The sequence below is a fragment of the Pantoea sp. 18059 genome, assembly GCF_902706165.1.
Lineage (GTDB): Bacteria > Pseudomonadota > Gammaproteobacteria > Enterobacterales > Enterobacteriaceae > Pantoea > Pantoea agglomerans.
This window is the reverse complement of the sequence record NZ_CACSJS010000003.1, coordinates 291061-306861: the sequence shown is the minus strand read 5'-3', so window position 1 is coordinate 306861 and position 15801 is coordinate 291061. Positions and strand designations below refer to the sequence as shown.

At 55.0% G+C, this 15801-nt stretch carries 14 protein-coding genes and 1 riboswitch; of the genes, 4 read left to right on the top strand and 10 right to left on the bottom strand.

Going from position 1 to position 15801, the window contains the following annotated elements:
• Positions 1–769: 769 nt before the first annotated feature.
• Entirely contained in the window at positions 770–1282 is a 513-nt protein-coding gene (locus GVJ63_RS10895) for a LysR substrate-binding domain-containing protein (RefSeq protein WP_235038347.1), read from the bottom strand.
• Positions 1283–1681: 399 nt separating this feature from the next.
• Between GVJ63_RS10895 and GVJ63_RS10890 the strand changes: the two genes are divergently transcribed.
• On the top strand, positions 1682–2206 hold the full coding sequence (locus GVJ63_RS10890) for a phenolic acid decarboxylase (protein WP_010246964.1): 525 nt from the start codon (positions 1682–1684) through the stop codon (positions 2204–2206).
• A 19-nt stretch (positions 2207–2225) separates the two neighbouring features.
• On the opposite strand, the gene clcA is transcribed toward GVJ63_RS10890, so the two are convergent.
• A complete protein-coding gene (clcA, locus tag GVJ63_RS10885) occupies positions 2226–3554 on the bottom strand; it encodes a H(+)/Cl(-) exchange transporter ClcA (RefSeq protein WP_235038351.1) in 1329 nt (442 codons plus the stop codon).
• Between the two features lie 154 nt (positions 3555–3708).
• Entirely contained in the window at positions 3709–4017 is a 309-nt protein-coding gene (locus tag GVJ63_RS10880; RefSeq protein ID WP_010246966.1) for a YicS family protein, read from the bottom strand.
• A 165-nt stretch (positions 4018–4182) separates the two neighbouring features.
• Here GVJ63_RS10880 and GVJ63_RS10875 point away from each other — a divergent pair, with 165 nt between their 5' ends.
• Both GVJ63_RS10875 and GVJ63_RS10870 read left to right on the top strand, forming a co-directional pair.
• The gene (locus tag GVJ63_RS10875; RefSeq protein ID WP_052271337.1) at positions 4183–5409 is read left to right on the top strand and encodes an FAD-dependent oxidoreductase; all 1227 of its coding nucleotides are present in this window, start codon (positions 4183–4185) and stop codon (positions 5407–5409) included.
• Between the two features lie 152 nt (positions 5410–5561).
• Complete coding sequence (locus GVJ63_RS10870; RefSeq protein ID WP_159226847.1) at positions 5562–7328, top strand: EAL domain-containing protein; 1767 nt, start codon at positions 5562–5564, stop codon at positions 7326–7328.
• Positions 7329–7370: 42 nt separating this feature from the next.
• On the opposite strand, the gene GVJ63_RS10865 is transcribed toward GVJ63_RS10870, so the two are convergent.
• The 6 genes from GVJ63_RS10865 to ascF all read right to left on the bottom strand — a co-directional run bounded on the left by GVJ63_RS10865 (position 7371) and on the right by ascF (position 13737).
• Positions 7371–8306 carry an ABC transporter substrate-binding protein gene (locus GVJ63_RS10865; protein ID WP_157353196.1) on the bottom strand — a complete coding sequence of 312 codons (936 nt, stop codon included), beginning with the start codon at positions 8304–8306 and terminating at the stop codon, positions 7371–7373.
• A gap of 23 nt (positions 8307–8329) precedes the next feature.
• The gene (locus GVJ63_RS10860) at positions 8330–9091 is read right to left on the bottom strand and encodes an ABC transporter permease (protein WP_060679294.1); all 762 of its coding nucleotides are present in this window, start codon (positions 9089–9091) and stop codon (positions 8330–8332) included.
• The gene (locus tag GVJ63_RS10855; RefSeq protein ID WP_159226846.1) at positions 9088–9828 is read right to left on the bottom strand and encodes an ABC transporter ATP-binding protein; all 741 of its coding nucleotides are present in this window, start codon (positions 9826–9828) and stop codon (positions 9088–9090) included. Before GVJ63_RS10855 ends, GVJ63_RS10860 begins: the two co-directional genes overlap by 4 nt.
• The gene (locus GVJ63_RS10850) at positions 9825–10526 is read right to left on the bottom strand and encodes a TenA family protein (protein ID WP_132499158.1); all 702 of its coding nucleotides are present in this window, start codon (positions 10524–10526) and stop codon (positions 9825–9827) included. The genes GVJ63_RS10855 and GVJ63_RS10850 overlap by 4 nt, the downstream gene beginning before the upstream one ends.
• 68 nt (positions 10527–10594) lie before the next feature.
• Positions 10595–10697: riboswitch (TPP riboswitch) on the bottom strand.
• Between the two features lie 106 nt (positions 10698–10803).
• Complete coding sequence (locus GVJ63_RS10845; protein WP_159226845.1) at positions 10804–12234, bottom strand: 6-phospho-beta-glucosidase; 1431 nt, start codon at positions 12232–12234, stop codon at positions 10804–10806.
• Between the two features lie 36 nt (positions 12235–12270).
• Positions 12271–13737 (bottom strand): PTS cellobiose/arbutin/salicin transporter subunit IIBC, encoded by a 1467-nt coding sequence (ascF, locus tag GVJ63_RS10840; RefSeq protein WP_033787124.1) that lies wholly within the window; start codon positions 13735–13737, stop codon positions 12271–12273.
• A 256-nt stretch (positions 13738–13993) separates the two neighbouring features.
• On the opposite strand from ascF, the gene GVJ63_RS10835 reads away from it, so the two are divergent.
• Complete coding sequence (locus GVJ63_RS10835) at positions 13994–15013, top strand: LacI family DNA-binding transcriptional regulator (RefSeq protein ID WP_010670441.1); 1020 nt, start codon at positions 13994–13996, stop codon at positions 15011–15013.
• Here GVJ63_RS10835 and GVJ63_RS10830 read toward each other — a convergent pair.
• Positions 15010–15759 (bottom strand): DNA-binding transcriptional regulator YciT, encoded by a 750-nt coding sequence (locus GVJ63_RS10830; protein WP_159226844.1) that lies wholly within the window; start codon positions 15757–15759, stop codon positions 15010–15012. The genes GVJ63_RS10835 and GVJ63_RS10830 overlap by 4 nt on opposite strands.
• Between the last annotated feature and the right edge of the window lie 42 nt (positions 15760–15801).

Sequence of the window (15801 nt, the reverse complement as noted above, 5' to 3'; positions counted from 1 at the left end):
GCCCGACAAATTTGTGAGTTGAACTTGTCGGTGGTTCTGTTAAACATTGTTCTTTAAAACTGTTCGTTAGTTAAGATAACCCTGTTAAACGGAGTCGAAGTAAGTCTTTAAGAAGTATGTAGTATCGCGTCGCGATGATGTAAGGCCTCGTAGTTCTGAACGTTACGTTACGACAGGATACGATTGCGGTTTAAACGTCGTAATGAAAGTAAGGCAACGCATCAAAGAGTATATATCGCGATGGGGGTGTGCAGATTTATACGGGCCTGACCTGTCTTTGTCTCCTGAAAGACTATCAGGTGGTTGAAACCGCTAATAACAGTGACATTTCAGTATCGTGATCATTATTATCCGCAGGATCTGTTCATAAATAGCAGTACCGAAGTAGTACCTATCAATTAAGTTAGTTAATGGTAAACGTAAAATCTGTAGTACCTTAAAAGCCCTGGCTATTTCAGTCAGGGCTTTTATCATTTTACGTTGTCTGTCAGTTCTTTTCAGAACGTAAATATGAGTAATTAACATTATCAAAGCAGCTTTTATCGATAATATTTAAAGTGATTCACGCGCGATTTATTCTCCTGCTATTGTTTCCTCAGTTCAACACTCTCTTTCCTGATCTCCCCAGCATCACTTTTACCCCGCTATCGACATAGTAAAGCGCGATTTTGCCTTTTCGACGTCGGACAGAATGCGATATAACGCCCCGTTATCCTGTCTGTTGCTTAAACAAAATCGCAAAACAGTGAGCCGCAGTCCGCTATCCCTGTTAATACACCACCGTTTTAGCCACGGACGCCAGTCGTTCACGCAGCCACTCATGCCCTTTGTGATGATGGGTTCGGTTATGCCAGGCCATGATTTTGCTGAAGCCGGGGATGACCAGGGGGGCTGGCAACATGACCAGACCCGTAGTGTCGACCGCCAGTCGTTTCGGTACCACGCTTACCAAATCAGTGACGCGCAAAATTTCCGGGAGCACCAGAAAACTGCAAACTGAGAGCGTTACCCGACGGGCCCGGCCAATCGCAGCCAAAGCCTGATCGGTAATCCCTTGAAAATTTCCACCGGGCCACGAAACCAGCGCATGATCCTGCGCACAGAACTCATCCAGCGACAGCGTCGCACTGCCCGCCAGAGGATGATTTTCACTCAGCAGACAAACATATTCTTCATTGAACAGTTGCTGCGTATGCAATGTCGGCGGCGTGGTCTCTGGCGTCAGCAACGCCACATCAACGTCCCCATGTTCAAATTGTCCTGACAGTGTCTTATCTGGCAAGGTAATGATGAAAACATAATCAACCCAAAAAAAGGAAAATGCATATGTTATACTTTTAAAGTTATTGAAAAATAAGCTCTATATCCAAAATATACTGAAGAAAGACTTACTCAGCATGGTGATAGATGACTGATAGATTTCTCACATAAAAACTATTCATCTATAAGATTTAATTAGTAATTTATATGAAAATATCTCTTTTCTGGAGTCTATAGCCTTCAGGGAGCCGGGAAGGGTTTTTTAATGGGTTTTTAATTTACCCATCGCAAACCTTTTCCGTTTTCAGATGGCAAAAAAATCAATCTGCGTCATAGTCAATATTCACCGAGTTATTGCGCTATACCTTTCTTTTGAAATTCATCTGCGCCTGTTAAGTGCGCTATTCAAACAGAGGTTAAAATGTCTGCAGAATCTCCAGAGAATATCTCCAGCGATCTTTCACAGTTCGTCGGTACGCATTTTGTCTATACCTATGATAATGGCTGGAAATATGAGTGGTATGCTCGCAACGAAACCACCTGCGACTACCGCATTCATCAGGGATTGGTAGGTGGCCGCTGGGTGACCAACCAGAAAATGCATGCGATTCAGTTCGCCCCTGGCATTTACAAAGTAGACTGGCATGAACCCACCGGCACCTGCGTCAGCCTGCTGTTTGATCTGAATCGCACCCTGGTTCACGGCACAATTTTCTTCCCGCAGTGGATTGCCGGTGAAGGTCAGCATCCGGAAAAAACTATCTGTTATCAGAATGACTTCATTGAAGATATGCACCGCTTCCGCGATGAAGGGCCGGCCTATCCGTATGTGATCATTCCAGAGTTTGCGAAAGTGACCTATATGAAGAATGAAGGTCCAGATAACGATGAAGTGATTAATCAGGCACCTGGACAGATGCCTGCTGACTATTTTGATGGTAAGTAATTAAGCCGGTCACCCGCCCCTACGGGCGGGTAGCTTCTGCCTGACGCGCCAGCGTGCGGGCCAGTATTGAGGAGTAGAGTGGTTTCCCCCCCAGAAACTGCGCCAGCAGCGTAGCGCCCAGACAGGTAATAATCATCGGCAATATCAGCTGATAGTTATCGGTCATCTCCAGCACCAGTACGATACCGGTCAGCGGTGCCCTTACCGACGCCGCAAACAGTGCTCCCATCCCCGCGATAGCAAAGGTGCCCGCTTCCAGATGATAAAACGGGAAGAGGTCCGACATGGCCACCCCAAAGGCTGTGCCGAGCAGCGTACCCAGCGCCAGCATCGGCGCAAAAATACCGCCTGGCGCACCTGAGCCAAAACAGAGCAGGGTGGTCACCAGCCTGACCAGGAAGATGACCAGCAGCAGGGCGAACGGAAAGACGCCATGGACCGCCTGTGGAATCAGTTCTGAACCGCCGCCTGCGCCAGGAGCAAACAGCAGAGCCAGAATACCGCAGCCGCCGCCCAGCAATGCACCGGCCAGCACCACGCGTGCCGTTTTACCGGCATAAAAGCGCGCAAAAAGGTCCTGCGTGATAAATATCAGGCGATTAAACAGGACGCCGACCATACCGATAATCATCCCGAGCACCAGATAGAGCCACAGCGTCTGCACCGGCGCATCAGCAAGCTTGCCGACGGAGATCACCGCCTGTTCGCCGTTGAAACAGCGGAACACAATGCTGGCCATAATCACACCGGTAAACACGGCTTTAATTGAAATCAGGTTATAGCGGAATTGCGGACGCATCTCCTCGATGATAAACAGGATGCCCGCCAGCGGCGCATTAAACGCTGCCGCCAGACCGGCCGCCGCGCCGGTTGCCAGCAACGTATGGCGTGCCTCATTGCTGCGCATCCCCAGAATATCAATGACCATGCGGCCAATGTTCCCGCCCAGCTGCACTGTCGGGCCTTCCCGGCCCAGCACCATACCGGCACCCAGCGTGCCCATGCCGCCAAAGAACTTCACCGGAATCACCCGCCACCAGCGGACAGGCCTCAGCTCTTCCAGCGCCCCTTCAATTTCAGGGATACCGGAGCCACCCGCTTCGGGAGCAAAGCGCCTGACGAGAAAATAGCCCACCATCGCCAGCAGAGCCGAGATGGCAAAGGCGGCGGCGTAGAGCATCCAGCCCTGAAACTGCGCTGGTATAAGCGTGTCAGCACGCCACTGCTGTATTGTTTCAACGGCCCGGGCAAACGCTACGCCCGCCAGGCCAACCAGCGTACCGACCAGCGCGGCACAGAACAGCATCGCCAGCGGCGTTTTATCTCGATAGAGCAGGGCGCGAAACATCCGGCTGCGCGCCGCGATGGAGCGGGGAACATAAACCGGCTGCGGTGATTCTTCATTCATTGAGAGACATTCTTGTTCAACCAGACCAGCGCCCCAGTTTACTGAGTGATAAGGTGAAAACAAACGTCAGGATCAATTTCATCGGGGTAAAGGGTTAATTCGTCTGTGGTGGACAAACCACTTGCGCCATGCGTTCGCGGTAGGCTGGATCATCCTGGTTTTTCAGCGCCTGAGCCGCCGCGGCCAGCGTGACCTGATTCTGCTTCTGGTTCTGCTTATCGTTAAGAAACGTCTGACGCAGTTTTTCATCGGAGATGGCTGGCGATAACTGGCACTTCTGGCGCAGATCGTCAGTTATCTGCTGCTGACGCAGCGCAAACTTCAGCGTGTCGTAGGGTGCGGCTGCCACAATCAGCGGGCTTAACAGCGGCAGAATAAACAGCGTGTTGCGGATCACGTTCATGATGGTCTCCTGACTGCTGAGGACAGGATCGGGTCTTCGGCAGTTTTCAGTTGATATTAATCGCATTGAGTGATTAGCCTGAGCACAATATCCCCGACCGACTGCGGCAACGTCGCCACGGTCGACGCAATAATCATAGCAATACTGGCGTGACAGGGAGCTGACATGCAGCCACATTCCACTGAAATTCTCACCGCTGACTGTTGTATCGTCGGCGGTGGCCCGGCCGGATTAATGCTGGGTTATCTGTTCGCCCGCGCAGGCCTGCGCGTGGTGGTGATCGAAAAGCACGCCGATTTTCTCCACGATTTTCGCGGTGACACCATCCATCCCTCGACGCTGGAAATTATGCACCAGCTCGGTCTGCTGGAATCTTTCCTGACGCTGCCGCATCAGCGTGCTGAAAAGCTGGAGGCGGAAATCGGCGGACAGAGTATTACGATGGCCGATTTCTCACGGCTGCCGGTTCAGTGCCGTTTTATCGCCTTTATGCCGCAGTGGGATTTCCTGAACTATATGGCTGAACAGAGCGCCCGGTATTCGGGCTTCAGCCTGCTGCAGTCGACCTCTTTTGAGTCGCTGAATGTTGAAAATGGCAAGGTCAGTGGTGTGATAGCTTCCCGCGGGAATCAGCAACTGCACATCCGCTGTAAACTGGTGGTCGGTGCAGATGGCCGCCATTCACGCGTACGCGAAGCGGCGGGACTGACCGGACAGGAGTTCGGCGCAGCACGCGATGTCATCTGGTTCCGCTTAAGTAAACAGCCGCAGGATCCCGATTTGGGCATGGGCCATAAAGGGCCACGCCAGAACTTTATTGTTATCGATCGCGGCGACTACTGGCAGTGCGGACTGACCATTCCGAAAGGGGAGTTTGAAGCGAAACAGGCCGCCGGACTCGACGCGTTTAAAGCGGAAGTTGCCGCACTGTCGCCGTTCGGGCCTGCGCGCATGGCGGAAATCGAGAGCTGGGAGGCGTTCAAACTGTTGACGATACGTATCGACCGCCTGGACAAGTGGGCGAAACCAGGTGTGCTCTGCATTGGTGATGCGGCGCATGCCATGTCGCCGATTGGCGGGGTTGGCGTAAATCTGGCGATTCAGGATGCGGTAGCGACGGCGAATCTTTTGACCGATCCCCTGAAGCGGGGAGAACTGCAGCTGCGCGATCTGGAAAAAGTGCAGAAGCGCCGTCAGTTCCCTACCGTCGCCACACAGTTTTTGCAGATCAAAATGAGCCGCAGCAAAGCAAAAAGAAAACCTACGGGAAGCAGCAAGGTTCCCGCGATTATCCAGCGCCTGCCGTTTCTGCGTTTTGTACTGGGACGCCTGATCGGTCTGGGCTTCAGGACGGAGTCGCCGCAGGTTGCGCGCATGAAAGAAGAGCGTTAAATGATTTCGACAGCGATCAGATATCATGCGACACTGTTTCACTGTGAAAGTACTGTCAGATTGAGCCGCTATTTATCTGATAATTGGGCGCTAATTGAGCATTTCTGAGCTAAATTATTTTCGATTTTTGCGCCTGCATAGGAGAGGTTTCAGTGCATAACGAGCAAAATGGCAGCGACGTAAAACGTCTGAGTGCGATCAAGGCACTTTTGTCCCCGGATGAAGCCCGGGATAAGGTGCTGGAAAGATTCGTTAATCTCGCCAGCCAGGTGCTGGGTATTTCTGGCAGCTTCATTTCAATTATTGACGATCATAACCAATATATTAAAGCGTCCCGCAACTTCGATCTTAAGCAATCGACCCGTGATGAATCTCTTTGCCGCCACGTCATTGATGGTGAGGGACATCTGGTGGTGTATGACACCTTACTGGATGAGCGCTTTGTCACGCACCCGTTTGTGAAAGGCGATCCGCATATTCGTTTCTACGCCGGTGTCTCGCTGCAGAACCTCGACGGTGCGGTGCTGGGCACGCTCTGCGTCACCGATACCCAGCCACATCCCTTTACGGATGAGAAACTCGCTACGCTGCGCTCACTGGCTACGCTGGTCACCTCATTTCTGGATGCCTGGAACAACGCGGGTTTTGCCGACGTCATTACGCACCTGCCGAATCGTCCACGCCTGATTCGTGATATTCAGCAACTGACCCTTGTCGCACCACAGAGCCGCTTCCGCCTGATTCTTATCGACTGCCTCGACATCATTCGCGCCTATGAGCTTTCCCGTGCGGTGGGCATTGCGCCGATGGAGAAACTGCTAAAGCAGATGGCGCAGGATGTCGCTCACCGGCTCAATCTTCCCGAAAATGAGACGCTCTATACTTTCGCCCCAGGCCGTTTTGCCATTGTTCAGCCCTATTCGGGTCGTTATACCGCACATAACATGATCGACCTGTTTAAGGGCATGAAGGCCGATCTGGCGGAAAATATCACGCTCGACCTGGATGTCTTTACCGGTGAAACAGAGTTTGTACCGGGCCAGATGGATGCCAATGAAACGGTGCGACAGGCCGTGAGCGCGCTGCATGAGGCGGTTGATGAGAACATCAGTGCAATGTGTTTTGAAGAGAGTTACGACTCGCGGCGCACCGATGACTTTATGATCATGAACGATCTGGCTCAGGCGCTGAATAAAGACGAAGAGCTTTACCTGGCCTGGCAGCCTAAAGTGTGTCTCAAAAGCGGTAAAACGGTCGGGCTGGAGGCGCTTATCCGCTGGAATCATCCTGAGCGGGGCGAGCTTTTCCCTTCAGAATTCATTCCGTTAGCGGGTAAAACTAACCTGATTTCCGATCTGACCAACTGGGTTATCGATCACACCATTGAGCAGCTTGCGCGCTGGGATCGCGAATACGATCTGATTCCGGTTTCGATCAACGTCAGCGAACGCGACTTCGCAAAGCCCGATTTTGCCGATCGGCTGGTGGCAAAATTAGCGGCGGCTCAGTTACCCAATTCTATTCTGGGCATTGAGTGTCTGGAGAATGAACTGATCACCAAAACCAATGTGGCGATCAGCGGGCTGGAAGCGCTGAAATCACACGGCTTTGTGATCTCGCTGGATGATTTCGGCACCGGCTACAGCAACATCAGCTATCTGCAGGATATCCCGCTGGATGTGATCAAGATCGACCGATCCCTGATCTCGCGTATGAGTGAAGATGATGCATCAAAAATCATCGTCAGATGCATTATTCAGATGCTGAAAGAGCTGAACTACACCGTGCTGGCCGAGGGCGTTGAGACGGAAGCCACCCTGACGTTGCTGAAAACTTACGGTTGCGATCAAATCCAGGGCTACTTCTTTTCAAAACCGCTGCCAGCCAGCGATATTGAACACTGGCTTTATCAGAAGTGATGCCAGGAAAATGGCCCGCAGCGATCGTTGCGGGCTCTCATATTACTCACTGCCGGTAGCGTAGCGCTCAACCGGCGTGATGCTTTTAATCAGCTTGTTATCAAACAGAAATTGCTCGTAAGCCTGATAGCGTGCGCGATCCAGTTTTGCCGGATCGGCAGCGAACAGCGGCAGGGTAGCACGCCATGCCTGATGATTCAGCGGCGTGTTCAGCTCCGGATGCGCGCGGGCAAAAGCCTGCCAGCTCTCCTCCGGGTGCGCCTGCAACTGCGCATTACCCTTCTTCAGTGCCCGCAAAAACTTTTTGATTTTCTCCGAGTGTGCCTCATCACGGTTGGCGACGATGATCAGTTCGTCATAGGCCGGAACACCATAATCCTCGACGTTGAAGACTACCGGGTTTTTACCGTGCTGTTTCATCTCAAGCGCTTCGATATTGCGATAGCCGCCGATAACGGCATCCACCTGCCCGGTCATCAGGGCACTGGTGAGCTGGAAATTGACGTTAACCAGCTTAACCTGATCGGCCTTAACGCCATCATGGTTCAGCATGGTCGCCAGCGTCGCCTGTTCAATGCCGCTGACCGAATAGCCGATACGTTTCCCTTTTAAATCGGCTGGTTTTTTTACCGTTTCGTCTAACGTCATCAGCGTATTCAGCGGACTGTTAATCAACGTACCCACCCGCATCAAGGGCAATCCCTGATCGGCGAAGAAATGCAGCTGCGGCTGATAGGTAATCGCTAAGTCCGCCTGCCTGGCTGCCACCAGACGCGGCGGCAGCGCCGGATCGGAAGGCGGCACAATGTTAACCTCCAGCCCTTCTGCCGCAAACGCGCCGGTCTGCTGGGCCACCATAATGGGTGCGTGATCGGGATTGATATACCAGTCGAGCACCAGTGTCAGTTTCTCCATCGCCTGAGCCTGTGTGGCTAAAGTGGCGCTGAACAGCAGGGTAAACAAAGGCATTTTTGTCATGGTTTTTCTCATTGGTATGGTCATTAATGTGTCTCGGGTGCCCAGGTAATCAGGCGGCGTAGCAGGATGTCGAGGGTCAGCCACAGGGCCAGCGTCATCAGCACCAGAATAAACAAGGCGGCGAAACAGAGGTCGCTCTGCATCCGGGCGTTGGCATTCAGCATCACGTAGCCCAGCCCTTCGGCCGAGCCGACCCATTCACCGATGATTGCGCCTATTGGCGCGACGGCTGCCGCCATCCGCAATCCTGAGCCCAGGGCTGGCAGCGCGGCTAACAGCCGGACATGGCGCAGTTGCGCTGCAGGTGATGCGCCCAGCGTACGAGCCAGATCGAGATAGCCGGGCGTGACGCGACGCAGGCCATCAAAAAAGGCGGAGGTCACCGGGAAGAAGATTACCAGGACGGCCATCGCGACTTTGGCGCCCATGCCGAAACCAAACCAGAGCACCAGCAGCGGCGCCAGGGCAAAAACCGGAATCGCCTGGCTGGTGATCACCAGCGGCATCATCCAGCGCTGCAGCCATGGCGAAAAGGTCATGCCCAGCGCCAGCACACTCCCCAGCAGCACGCCGAGAGCCATGCCGCTGACGATCTCGGTCAGGGTAATCAAAGTGTGATGGCCGAGATAACCTGCGTTTTGCCACAGTTCGATGGCGACCGCAGCGGGTGAGGGCAGCAGAAAGGCCGGAACCGAAGTCAGTGTGGCGAGCCACCACAGCGCAATCAGTCCGGCAAACAGCATCACTCCACGGTGAAGACCGGCAAAACCTTTGTGTAATCTCATCCCGCTATCCTGCTCAGCTGCTTCAGCAATGCGGCCTGAATCTGCAATACCTGTATGTCGTCTGCAGCCCGCGGTGGCTGGCCCGCCAGGGGCGGGCAGGTTTCAATTCCCGCAGAACCGATCACCAGCATGTGGTGACTGAGCCGACAGGCTTCGGCGGCGTCATGGGTAATCAGCAGCACGGTGTGTCCGACCAGCACTTCTGCAGCCAGCGTCTGAATCTGAGCGCGGGTGAGGGCATCCAGTGCGGAGAAGGGCTCATCCATCAGCACAACGGGCTGACGGGTGTAGAGGGTGCGGGCCAGCGCGGCGCGCTGACGCATCCCGCCGGAAAGTGTCGCGGGTCGCGCGTTCGCAGAATGGCTAAGACCTACCCGCATCAGCAGATGCTGCGCCCAGTCGCGATCGGCCCTTTCACCTTTCAGGCGACTGGCGAGGCAGACATTTTGTTCAACCGTCAGCCACGGATAGAGCAGATCCTGTTGCCCCATCCAGGCGATGCGTCCGGTCAGTGGCAGGCCGTCGCTGCCGCTGACCTGCCCGGCGGTGGGTGGCGTCAGACCGGCAATAAGCCGCATCAGGCTGCTTTTTCCGACGCCGCTGGCACCCAGTAAAGCGGTAAAAGCACCGCCCGCGATCTCCAGATCAAGCTGGCTGAAGAGTGGCTGCTGGCCATAATTCAGGCTGAGCTGGCGAATTGAAATGCCTGGCGGCACCGGACTGCACGGCAGGTTCATGAGCTGATCCGCTGGGCGGCAGCATGGTTGAGACCCATCTGCCAGAAAGCGGCTTCCAGCCGGGTCGCGGTGGTGAAGATCGCCGCCAGCGGGTTAAACCGCTGTTCACCGGCGCGCTGCCGGGCCAGGGTTTCAAACAGTGAAAGTGAGGAGCGAACGCCAGCCAGATAGGCATCGTCGCCGTAATTTTCTATCCATGCCGCGTAAGGATTCCCCTCAAAGCGGGTTGCGGGATCATGAAGTAGTGTCAGGCCAATTTCAGCGTAACCGGCAACGCACGGCATCAGCGCGGTCAGCAGCTCCAGCGCATCCCCGGTGTGACCCACGTCCAGCACGTAGCGGGTGTAGTTGAGCGTTTCCACGGCTTCGGGTTCACTCGCCATAGCCGCCTCGCTGATGCCCCATTGCTGGCAGTAAGCCTGGTGAAGTGGCAGTTCGCTGACGATGGCGTTAAGCGATGCCGTTGCGCTGCGTAAGGCTGCTGGCTCGGAAAGTTTGCTGATCAGCAGGCCCCAGGCACGGGCGAAGTGCAACAGAAACAGATAATCCTGGGTGAGATAGTGGCGGAAGGCGGCGGGTGGCAGGGTGCCCTGACCGAGTTGCCGCACAAAATCGTGCCCGATATAGGCGTGCCATTGACTGCCCGCCTGCTGGCGCAGACGACCATAAAAGCCGGTGTCGAAAAGCGGATGTGACATAGGATCTCCAGTAACAGGGAGATCCGGGCATACGGTCTGGAACAGGGAATGTTGCAGGAGATGACGCAGAAAATCTGCCGACCCGTCCCTTCGCTGGCATGACCCAGATCAGGTTCAAAGGGTTCGGCTTACGCCATCTCAGCCCATTACAGGACACCCCTCGGAGACATTGGTTATACGATAATTACTGCCGGAGTACAACGGCAGAAATAAGCGTTCTATTCCGGCGTTGCTGTCGCGCCAGTAACAGCATGACGATAGATTTTAAGTGACGTTGTCACTCAAGATCCGCACCATTACTGGCAATGACTTTTTTGTACCACCAGAAGGATTTCTTCCGCGTGCGCGCCAGCGTGCCGTTACCCAGGTCGTCGCGGTCAACATAGACAAATCCGTAGCGCTTGCTCATTTCACCCGTTGAGGCGGCAACCAGATCGATACAGCCCCAGCTGGTGTAACCCATCACTGGCACGCCATCCTCGATCGCGTCGCCCATGGCGTGGATATGTTCGCGCAGATAGCTGATGCGGTAATCATCGTTGATCTCGCCATTTGATTCGATCTCATCGCGCGCGCCCAGGCCATTCTCCACCAGAAACAGCGGCTTCTGATAGCGGTCATACATCATATTCATCGTGATGCGTAAGCCGAGCGGATCGATACCCCAGCCCCACTCACTGCGCGGTACATGCGGATTGGTCAGGGATTTCACCACATTGGCGGCGCTGCTGTTCTGCTCGTTCATCTCGGCCGAGGCGCAACGTGAGGCGTAGTAGCTGAACGAGACAAAATCGACGCTGTTTTTCAGAATGTCGTCATCGCCGTCAGCGATCTCAAGCGTCACACCTTTTTCACGGAATACGCGGGCGGCGTAGGCCGGATAGGCCCCACGCGCCTGCACGTCAATAAAGAACAGGTTTTCGCGATCCTTTTCCAGCGCAGCCCAGACATCTTCCGGCTTGCTCGACCAGGGATAGAAGTTGCCGCCTGCCAGCATGCAGCCGACCTGGTTCATCGGATTTACTTCATGCGCGATGCGCGTTACCAGCGCGCTGGCGACCAGTTCATGATGGGCCGCCTGATACTTTACCTGATCCTTGTTCTCACCGGGTTCGAACACCAGACCGGCGCCGGAAAACGGGCTGTGCAGCAGGATATTAATCTCATTGAAGGTCAGCCAGTATTTCACCAGGCCATCAAACGCCTCAAAGCAGCTGCGGGCATAGCGGGCAAAAAAGTCGACCATTTTGCGATTGCGCCACGAGCCATATTCAGTCACCAGATGCATCGGCACATCAAAGTGACAGAGCGTGACCAGCGGTTCGATATTATATTTCCGGCACTCCTCAAAGACCGCGCGGTAAAAGGCGATGCCTTGCGGATTGGGCGTCAGTTCATCGCCATTGGGATAGAGACGGCTCCAGGCAATCGACGTGCGGAACACGCTGAACCCCATCTCCGCCATCAGCGCAATGTCTTCCGGATAGCGGTGATAGAAATCGATGGCTTCATGGCTGGGATAGTATTCATCGTCACGCAGGCTAAAACGCTTTTCCAGACCGAGTTTGACCGGCATACGGTGTGGGCCATGTGGAATCATGTCAACGGTGGTTAAGCCCTTTCCGCCTTCACGAAAGCCGCCTTCACTCTGGTTGGCGGCCAGTGCGCCGCCCCATAAAAATCCTTGCGGAAACCTTGAATCAGACATGCAATCCTCTTTTCCGGGTCAGCGTGACCCTTTCCTTTAGTGGCTATTAATCGCGTTAGCGCGTTCGGTAACGGGCGCAGGTTGCGTTGCGCTTTCGGGTGCGGTGTTGGTTTCGGGCTCGGTTTCAGGAATATCTTCAAAACCTAACAGCAGCGTCAGCACAAATGACAGCACCACAGACAGCACCATGACCGCACCGACCCAGACAATACTCATGGGATTGGTGGGATCGAAGAACTGTACGCTGGTAAACAGGCCGGGAGAGGCCATGGAGTGGCTGGCCAGCCCGCCAATGCCCGCGACCGCGCCACAGATAAAACCACTGATCAGACAGGCGATCAGCGGTCGTTTTAAACGGACCGCAACGCCATACAGCGCCGGTTCTGAAATGCCGGCAATAATCGCTGATGCCGCCGCTGCCAGCGCGGTCTGGCGCAGTTCACGGTTTTTGGTCCGGAACGCCACCGCCAGCGACGATCCCCCCAGCGAGAGGTTGGCACCAATCTCTGACGGCATCACCATGCCCTCTTTGCCGGTTTCGGCAATGGTCTGGATGATGGTGGGGGTGAACACCCGATGCATCCCGGTCATCACCAGCAGCGGCCAGATTGCGCCCATAATCGCGACGGAAAGCCAGCCAAGATAGCCATGCACGGTGTAGACCAGCGCGGAGATGCCGCTGCCGATCCAGATGCCAATCGGACCGATCAGCACAATCGCGATGGGTGCCGCAATCAGCACAATCAGCATCGGTTTCAGGAAGTTTTTAGTGACGGCAGGGGTAATACGATCTACGCCGCGCTCAATGTGCGACAGGATCCAGGTCATCACCAGCGCCGGGATCACCGTATAGGTATATTTCACCGCGGTCACCGGGATGTAAGCAAATTCCACCGCCTGACCCTGTGCCGCTTTCGCCATCAGTTCAACAAAGTTGGGATGAACCAGTACACCGGCAATGGCGATCGCCAGCGACATGTTCGTTTTGAATTTCAGCGCCGCAGAGGCGGCCACCATGATCGGCAGGAAGAAGAATGCGCCATCGCCAATCACGTTGAGGATGACCAGCGTTGATGAGCCTTTCTCAAACACGCCCGCCATATCCAGGATCATCGCCAGCAGCTTAACCATTGACCCGCCAATAATGGCCGGAATCAGCGGCGACATGGTGCCCACCAGCGCATCTAGAATACCGGCGCCGATGCCTCGCAGCGTGATTTTACGTTTTACGGGTGCAGTCGATGTCGCTGCGGGCGATCCCAGCTCCAGCACCGCCTGATAAGCCTGTGAAACGTTGTTACCAATGATCACCTGGCACTGAGTGTCGTTGTGCACCACGCCCATAACGCCATTGATCGCCTTGAGCCGGGGATAGTCGACCTGAGCTTCATCTTTCAACACAAACCGCAGGCGGGTCATGCAGTGGGTTACGGCTTCGATATTGGTGAGGCCGCCTAGCGCATCAACGATGGCGCGTGACACCTCGGCATAATTTCTGGGCATGATCGCTCTTCTCTGTAGGGTAAATCGGTCAAAGTTTTTATGTTTTTGCGCCTGCGGGCAGGCAAATAGGAAACCGGTTTCACAAAATCATGAAGTGCTTTCATGGCGCCGACAAGCACCAAAATCATCCAGATCTCTTTTTTGTGAACTCCATCACCTGATGCTGCCAGGTAACCTCATACTAAGGCGGGGTAAATATTTCCAAGAATGAGAGGCTTAGGTAGACTGCAGGACGACGCAGCAAAGGAGCATCACCATGGCAACGATTCAGGAAGTGGCAAACAGGGCGGGCGTCTCTAAAGCGACAGTGTCACGTGTGCTCTCGGGCAATGGCTATGTCGGGCAGGAAAAGCGCGAAAAAGTACTGAAGGCGATTGCCGAAACCGGATACCGGCCCAATCTGCTGGCGCGCAACCTGGCGACAAAAACGTCTCAGACCATTGGACTGGTGATCACCAATACGCTCTACAGCGGCAGCTACTTCACTGAACTAATGGCACACTCCGCGCGCATACTGGAGCAGCAGGGCCGCCAGCTGATTCTGGCGGACGGCAAACACACCGCTGAGCAGGAAGAGGCGGCGATTCAGTTTCTGCTCGATCTGCGCTGTGACGGCATCATTATCTATCCGCGCTTCCTGAGCATTGACGCGCTGGATGCGATTATCTCCCGGCACAAACAGCCGATACTGGTGATCAACCGGCGGCTGCGCGTCAACCATAGCTACTGCATTTACAGCGATCAGCATGCCAGCAGCGCTGCGGCGGTGAGCCATCTGCTGAATCAGGGGCATCGCGAGATCGCATTTATCACCGGTTCGCTCGATTCGCCGACCGGCGTGGAGCGGCTTTCCGGCTATCACGCTGCGCTGGCCGCGCAGGGCATTGAAGCCGATTCCCGGCGAATCGTGACCGGTAAATGGACGGCGCAGAGCGGTATGGCGGCCGTGGACATGCTGCTGGAACGCAGGGTGACATTCAGCGCGCTGGTGGCGAGTAATGATGAGATGGCGATTGGCGCAATCAAGCGTCTGACTGAATGCAACATCGCGGTACCCGGGCAGGTTTCGGTGATTGGCTTCGATGATATTCCGCTGGCGCCCTTCATCACGCCGTCGTTATCCAGCATGAAACTGCCGGTCACCGAGATGATCGATGAGACGATTAACCGCCTGCTGACCATGCTGGATGGCGGAGACTGGCATACACAGGCACCTTTCACGGCCAGCCTGATGCTGCGGGACTCCGTTACTAAAGGCCCCGACCGTTCTGCTTAACCTGCGGCGATCTGTATCACCTCTATCGCCTGTTCCCTGAGCTGCGCTACCGTCGCCGCATCCAGCGTCTCATCGGTAATCACGTGCCCGACCTGAAAACCGGATGAAAGCGGATAGGGGTGAATCTGACCAAACTTGGAGGCGTCGGTCAGGGCATAGCTCTCAGCGCCTTTCGCCAGCACGGCATCCACCACATCACAGCGCAGCATGTTGCGGCCGGTAAAACCGGTCTCCGGATGCCAGCCATCCACGCCAACAAATGCCCGGTGAAAATGAACCTGCTGGATGGAATACCGCGTCAGCGGGCCGACTACTGACTCACTGCTTTTCTGCAGCAGGCCACCGAGCACAATCACCTCACAGGTGGCTTCCCGAAGAAGCTGGGCAATATAGTGACTGACGGTAATCAGCGTAAGATCGGCGCGGTCAGCCAGCGCACGCGCCAGCAGCGCATTGGTGCTGCCGCCTTCGATGAAGACCGATTCACCCGCCTGAACCAGGCTGGCCGCATGTCGTGCCAGCGCCTGCTTGATGGGATAGCGGGTATTCATGCGGGTGCCGACGTTATCGCTGTCCAGCGCCAGCGCGGAACCGTGAACCCGCCGCAGCAACCGGTCGCGTTCCAGCAGCGTGAGATCCTGCCGCACCGTCACTTCAGAAACCCCGGTAAGCTGCGCCAGTTCGCTGACCGTTACGCTGCCCCGGCTATTAACCAGTTGAATAATCTGATGATGTCGCGGGTTCATAATTGCGTTTCGCAGAAAAAAGAAGCTCCAGTGTAACAGGGA

Coding starts and splice junctions, on each gene's coding strand:
- GVJ63_RS10845 (WP_159226845.1), bottom strand. CDS start 12,234: ATGTCTGATTCAAGGTTTCCGCAAGGATTTTTATGGGGCGGCGCACTG.
- GVJ63_RS10850 (WP_132499158.1), bottom strand. CDS start 10,526: ATGTCACATCCGCTTTTCGACACCGGCTTTTATGGTCGTCTGCGCCAG.
- GVJ63_RS10860 (WP_060679294.1), bottom strand. CDS start 9,091: ATGAGATTACACAAAGGTTTTGCCGGTCTTCACCGTGGAGTGATGCTG.
- GVJ63_RS10830 (WP_159226844.1), bottom strand. CDS start 15,759: ATGAACCCGCGACATCATCAGATTATTCAACTGGTTAATAGCCGGGGC.
- clcA (WP_235038351.1), bottom strand. CDS start 3,554: ATGTTTCGCGCCCTGCTCTATCGAGATAAAACGCCGCTGGCGATGCTG.
- GVJ63_RS10865 (WP_157353196.1), bottom strand. CDS start 8,306: ATGACAAAAATGCCTTTGTTTACCCTGCTGTTCAGCGCCACTTTAGCC.
- GVJ63_RS10880 (WP_010246966.1), bottom strand. CDS start 4,017: ATGAACGTGATCCGCAACACGCTGTTTATTCTGCCGCTGTTAAGCCCG.
- GVJ63_RS10855 (WP_159226846.1), bottom strand. CDS start 9,828: ATGAACCTGCCGTGCAGTCCGGTGCCGCCAGGCATTTCAATTCGCCAG.
- GVJ63_RS10835 (WP_010670441.1), top strand. CDS start 13,994: ATGGCAACGATTCAGGAAGTGGCAAACAGGGCGGGCGTCTCTAAAGCG.
- GVJ63_RS10875 (WP_052271337.1), top strand. CDS start 4,183: ATGCAGCCACATTCCACTGAAATTCTCACCGCTGACTGTTGTATCGTC.
- GVJ63_RS10890 (WP_010246964.1), top strand. CDS start 1,682: ATGTCTGCAGAATCTCCAGAGAATATCTCCAGCGATCTTTCACAGTTC.
- ascF (WP_033787124.1), bottom strand. CDS start 13,737: ATGCCCAGAAATTATGCCGAGGTGTCACGCGCCATCGTTGATGCGCTA.